Annotated in this window: 1 protein-coding gene and 1 pseudogene; one reads left to right on the plus strand and one right to left on the minus strand. The window is 74.8% G+C overall.

The window, feature by feature from the left end:
• Nucleotides 1-31 precede the first annotated feature (31 nt).
• Complete coding sequence (locus HYE82_RS34275) at nt 32-2,359, plus strand: cation-translocating P-type ATPase (protein ID WP_256988088.1); 2,328 nt, start codon at nt 32-34, stop codon at nt 2,357-2,359.
• Between the two features lie 213 nt (nt 2,360-2,572).
• Here HYE82_RS34275 and HYE82_RS34280 read toward each other — a convergent pair.
• A pseudogene (locus HYE82_RS34280) lies at nt 2,573-4,496 on the minus strand (molecular chaperone Hsp90); the annotation flags it as partial.

The raw sequence follows: 4,496 nt of genomic DNA on the forward strand, positions 1-4,496 counted from the left end.
CCCGCCCGCGCCCCCGTTCACGCCCGGCGGCCTGACCACCGCCGAGGTGGCCGAGCGCGTCGCGCGCGGAGCCGTCAACGACGTCCCCGTCCGCTCGTCCCGCTCCACCGCCGACATCGTCCGCGCGAACGTCTTCACCCGCTTCAACGCGATCATCGGCGTCCTGTGGCTCGTCATGCTGATCGTCGCGCCGATCCAGGACAGCCTCTTCGGCTTCGTGATCCTCGCGAACACCGGCATCGGCATCATCCAGGAGCTCCGTGCCAAGAAGACCCTCGACAGCCTCGCCGTCATCGGCGAGGCCAGACCCAGCGTCCGCCGCGACGGGCGCACCGCCGAGGTCTCCACCTCCGAGATCGTCCTGGACGACGTCATCGAGCTCGGCCCGGGCGACAAGGTCGTCGTCGACGGGGTCGTCGGCGAGGCCGACGGCCTGGAGATCGACGAGTCCCTGCTCACCGGCGAGGCCGACCCGGTCCTCAAGAAGCCCGGCGACCCGGTGATGTCCGGGTCCTTCGTCGTCGCCGGCGGCGGCGCCTTCACCGCCACCAAGGTCGGCCGCGAGGCCTACGCCGCACAGCTCGCCGAGGAGGCCACCCGCTTCACGCTGGTCCACTCCGAGCTGCGCTCCGGCATCTCCACCATCCTCAAGTACGTCACCTGGATGATGATCCCGACCTCCATCGGCCTCATCGTCAGCCAGCTGGTCGTCAAGGACAACAACCTCAAGGACTCCATCGCCCGGACCGTGGGCGGCATCGTCCCCATGATCCCCGAGGGCCTGGTCCTGCTGACCTCCGTGGCCTTCGCGATCGGCGTCATCCGGCTCGGCCGCCAGCAGTGCCTGGTGCAGGAGCTGCCCGCCATCGAGGGCCTCGCCCGCGTGGACGTCGTCTGCCTCGACAAGACCGGCACCCTCACCGAGGGCGGCATGGACGTCACCGAGCTGCGCCCGCTCGGCGGCGCGGAGCCCCCGTACGTCCGGCAGGTCCTCGGCGCGCTCGGCGAGTCCGACCCGCGGCCCAACGCCAGCCTCCAGGCCATCATCGACGCCTACCCGGACAGCGCGGACTGGCGCTGCACCGAGTCGCTGCCGTTCTCCTCCGCCCGCAAGTACAGCGGGGCGAGCTTCAGCGAGGGCGACGGGGAGAGCTCCACCTGGCTGCTCGGCGCCCCCGACGTGCTGCTGCCGAACGGCGACCCGGCCCTCGGCGAGATCGACGAGCTGAACGAGCAGGGCCTGCGCGTGCTGCTGCTCGCCCGCGCCGCCCGCGAGCTCGACGACGACGCCGTCGTCGTCGGCGCCCGGCCGACCGCGCTGGTCGTCCTGGAACAGCGGTTGCGCGCCGACGCCTCGGACACCCTGCGCTACTTCGAGGAGCAGAACGTCCGCGCGAAGGTGATCTCCGGCGACAATGCGGTATCGGTCGGCGCGGTCGCCGGCAAGCTGGGCCTGCCCGGCGCGGACAACACCGTCGATGCGCGCCTGCTGCCCGCCGAGCAGGACGGGATGGCCGAGGAACTCGTCCGGAGCACGGTCTTCGGGCGGGTCACGCCGCAGCAGAAGCGGGACATGGTCGGCGCGCTGCAGTCCCGGGGCCACACGGTCGCGATGACCGGAGACGGCGTCAACGACGTGCTCGCCCTGAAGGACGCGGACATCGGCGTCGCCATGGGCTCGGGCTCCGAGGCCACCCGGGCCGTCGCCCAGATCGTCCTGCTCGACAACAGCTTCGCCACCCTGCCGTCGGTGGTGGCCGAGGGCCGCCGCGTCATCGGCAACATCACGCGCGTCGCGACCCTCTTCCTGACCAAGACCGTCTACTCGGTGCTGCTGGCGATCCTGGTGGTCTGCTGGCAGGTGGAGTACCCGTTCCTGCCGCGGCACCTGACGCTGCTGTCCACGCTCACCATCGGCGTCCCGGCGTTCTTCCTGGCCCTCGCCCCGAACAAGGAGCGGGCCAGGCCGCACTTCGTGCGGCGCGTGATGCGGTACGCGATCCCGGGCGGGGTGATCGCTGCGGTGGCCACCTTCGTCACGTACCTGGTCGCCCGCCACCACTACACGGGCGCGGACGCCCTGAACGCCGAGACGAGCGCGGCCACGCTGACGCTCTTCCTGACCTCCATGTGGGTCCTGGCGATCATCGCCCGCCCGTACACGTGGTGGCGGCTCGCCCTGGTCGGGACGATGGGCGGGGCGTTCCTGCTGGTCCTGGTCGTCCCCTGGCTGCAGGACTTCTTCCAGCTCAAGCTGGTGGGCGCGCAGATGCCGTGGGCGGCGGTCGGCATCGCCGTGGCGGCGGCCGTCCTGATCGAAGCCGCCTTCCGCTGGGTGGACCGCCGCTTCCCGGCGTGACCGCGGCCGGACCGGGGCCGACCTGCCCCGAACCGGCGTGACCGCGGCCGGACCGGGGCCGGACCGGGGGCCGCCCCGAACCGGCCTCCGGCCCTCAGCGCTCCGCCGGAGATCCGGGCACGGAACCGCGGGCCGGTGGGTGCGGGCGCCGGTGGCGCGGCTCCCCGCGCTCCTGCCGGGCCCGACCACCGCACCGGACTCCACCGGGCCCGCTCAGTCGAACCAGCGGTCCCGCGCGAGTTCCGCCGTGCGGGAGGGGTCCTCCAGGAGGGCCGCGACCTCGAAGCGGCGCGGCCACTGGCCCGCCGACCAGGCCAGGCCCGCCGCCACGCCCTCCAGCGTGGAGGCGTGCAGCACCCCGTCCCGGGTGAGCCGCCAGTCCAGCTCGACGCCGCCCGCCACCAGCTCCTCGTGCTCCAGGTACGTGTACGGGGTCGCCGGACCCAGCAGGATCCGTACCGCCTCCGGGACCTCGTGCTCCTCGCCCGGCGTGCTGACCTCCGCCGGGACCGTCTCCGACAGCCGGCGCACCTGCAGCAGGTCCGCCAGGTCGGCCGCGCGGGCCGGGGCCACCGGCAGCAGCGGCAGGCCGGCCGTCAGCGGCAGCAGGTCCGGGGCGTCGGCGATCACCGCGTCGGCGGCGTCCACGACGACGAGCTCCCCGTCCGCGACGGCCCGCAGCTCGTCCGGGAGCGTGACCTGCTCGGGCTCCAGGTCGGCCAGGGCCCCGTACAAGGCGTGCAGCTGCCGGTCGGTGACCGGCCGCTCGGGGTCCGCGAGCCGGCCCAGCAGCTCCGCGGCTCCGCCGGGCTCGTCGAGGAGCGCGGCCACGGAGGTGCGGACGCCGAGGGCCCGCAGGACCTGCTCGTCCTGGAAGCCGGTGGCGTCCGCCGAGGTGTACAGGCCGGCGAGCAGCGGGTCGGTGCCCGCCGCGCGCAGCCCGGCGGGGCGGCGGCCGTCGAGCACGGGGTGGTCGCGCAGCCACCAGGCGGTGTACGGGCGCACGGACCGGGTGGTGCCGTCGGGCAGCAGGATCCGCACCGGCTGGGTGAGGGCGTCCCGCAGAGGCGGCTGGGCCAGCATGGCCAGGGCCTGCGGCCAGCAGTCGTCGTCGACGAGGTCGAGGTCGCGGACGGCGACGATCTCGGTGGCGACGGGCGGCAGCGGGGTGTCGGGGAGCTGGTCCAGGACGTCCTCGCACCACACGTCGACGGCGTCGAGGAGGCCGACGTCGTCGGGCTCGGCGTAGTCGCTGTCGCGGGGTTCGAGCTCGTCCGGGTCGAGGACGACGTCGGTGGCGCGGACCAGCTGGAAGCCGGCGAGGACGCCGCAGGCGGTCAGCGGCTGGGCCCCCCACCGGGCGGCGAGGTCGGCGTCGACGTACGGCACCTCGTCCTCGCGGATGACCGCGGCCAGCGGGGAGCCGGGCAGCAGCAGCTCGCCGGCCGGCGCGAGCTCGCCGTCCTCGTCGGGCAGGGCCAGCGCGCCCAGCCACGGTTCGTCGCCGGGGGCCAGGTCGGCGTCGCGGACCAGGCCCAGGACGACCTCGGCGAGTTCGTCGGCGTCCAGGGCGGCCTCGTCCTCGTCCCAGACCTCGCCCGCGTCGAGGGAGGCCGCCACCGCGGTCCGTACCTGCGGGGTCGTCAGGATCGCGCGGGGCGTGGCCGGGAGGGCGCCGAGCTTCTCCAGGAGGGGGTGCGCCGCGTCGGGGTGGGCCACCTTCAGGCCCAGCCGGGCCAGGTCCTTCGGGGTGTCCGCCTCGGGCAGCAGCACGTGGCGGGGGCCGATGGTGGTGCGGCCGTCGGCGAGCGGCACGGGCAGGCCGGAGAGCCGGTCCGGGTCCACGCCGGCCAGGCTGTCGTAGAGCCGGTGCCACCACTCGGGGGTGCGCTCGATGCCGGCGATCCGCTCGATGGCGTCGCCCAGCGGCAGTCGCCCCACCCCGAGGGTGCGCAGCTCGGGGCGGCGCTCCAGCCCGGCGGGCAGCAGGGTCGGGAGCACCTCGGCGAGGACGCGTACGGTGTCGGCGCCCGCGCCCTCGACGACCTCGGCCTCGAAGGGGCGCAGCGCGGCCCGCTCCCCGGGCTCGGCGGTGTCCCCGGCAGGGGCGGCGGGGGCGAGGAAGGCGGTGCGGGGG

It is taken from the genome of Streptomyces sp. BR123, from assembly GCF_013401435.1.
In the GTDB taxonomy this organism is placed as follows: domain Bacteria; phylum Actinomycetota; class Actinomycetes; order Streptomycetales; family Streptomycetaceae; genus Streptomyces.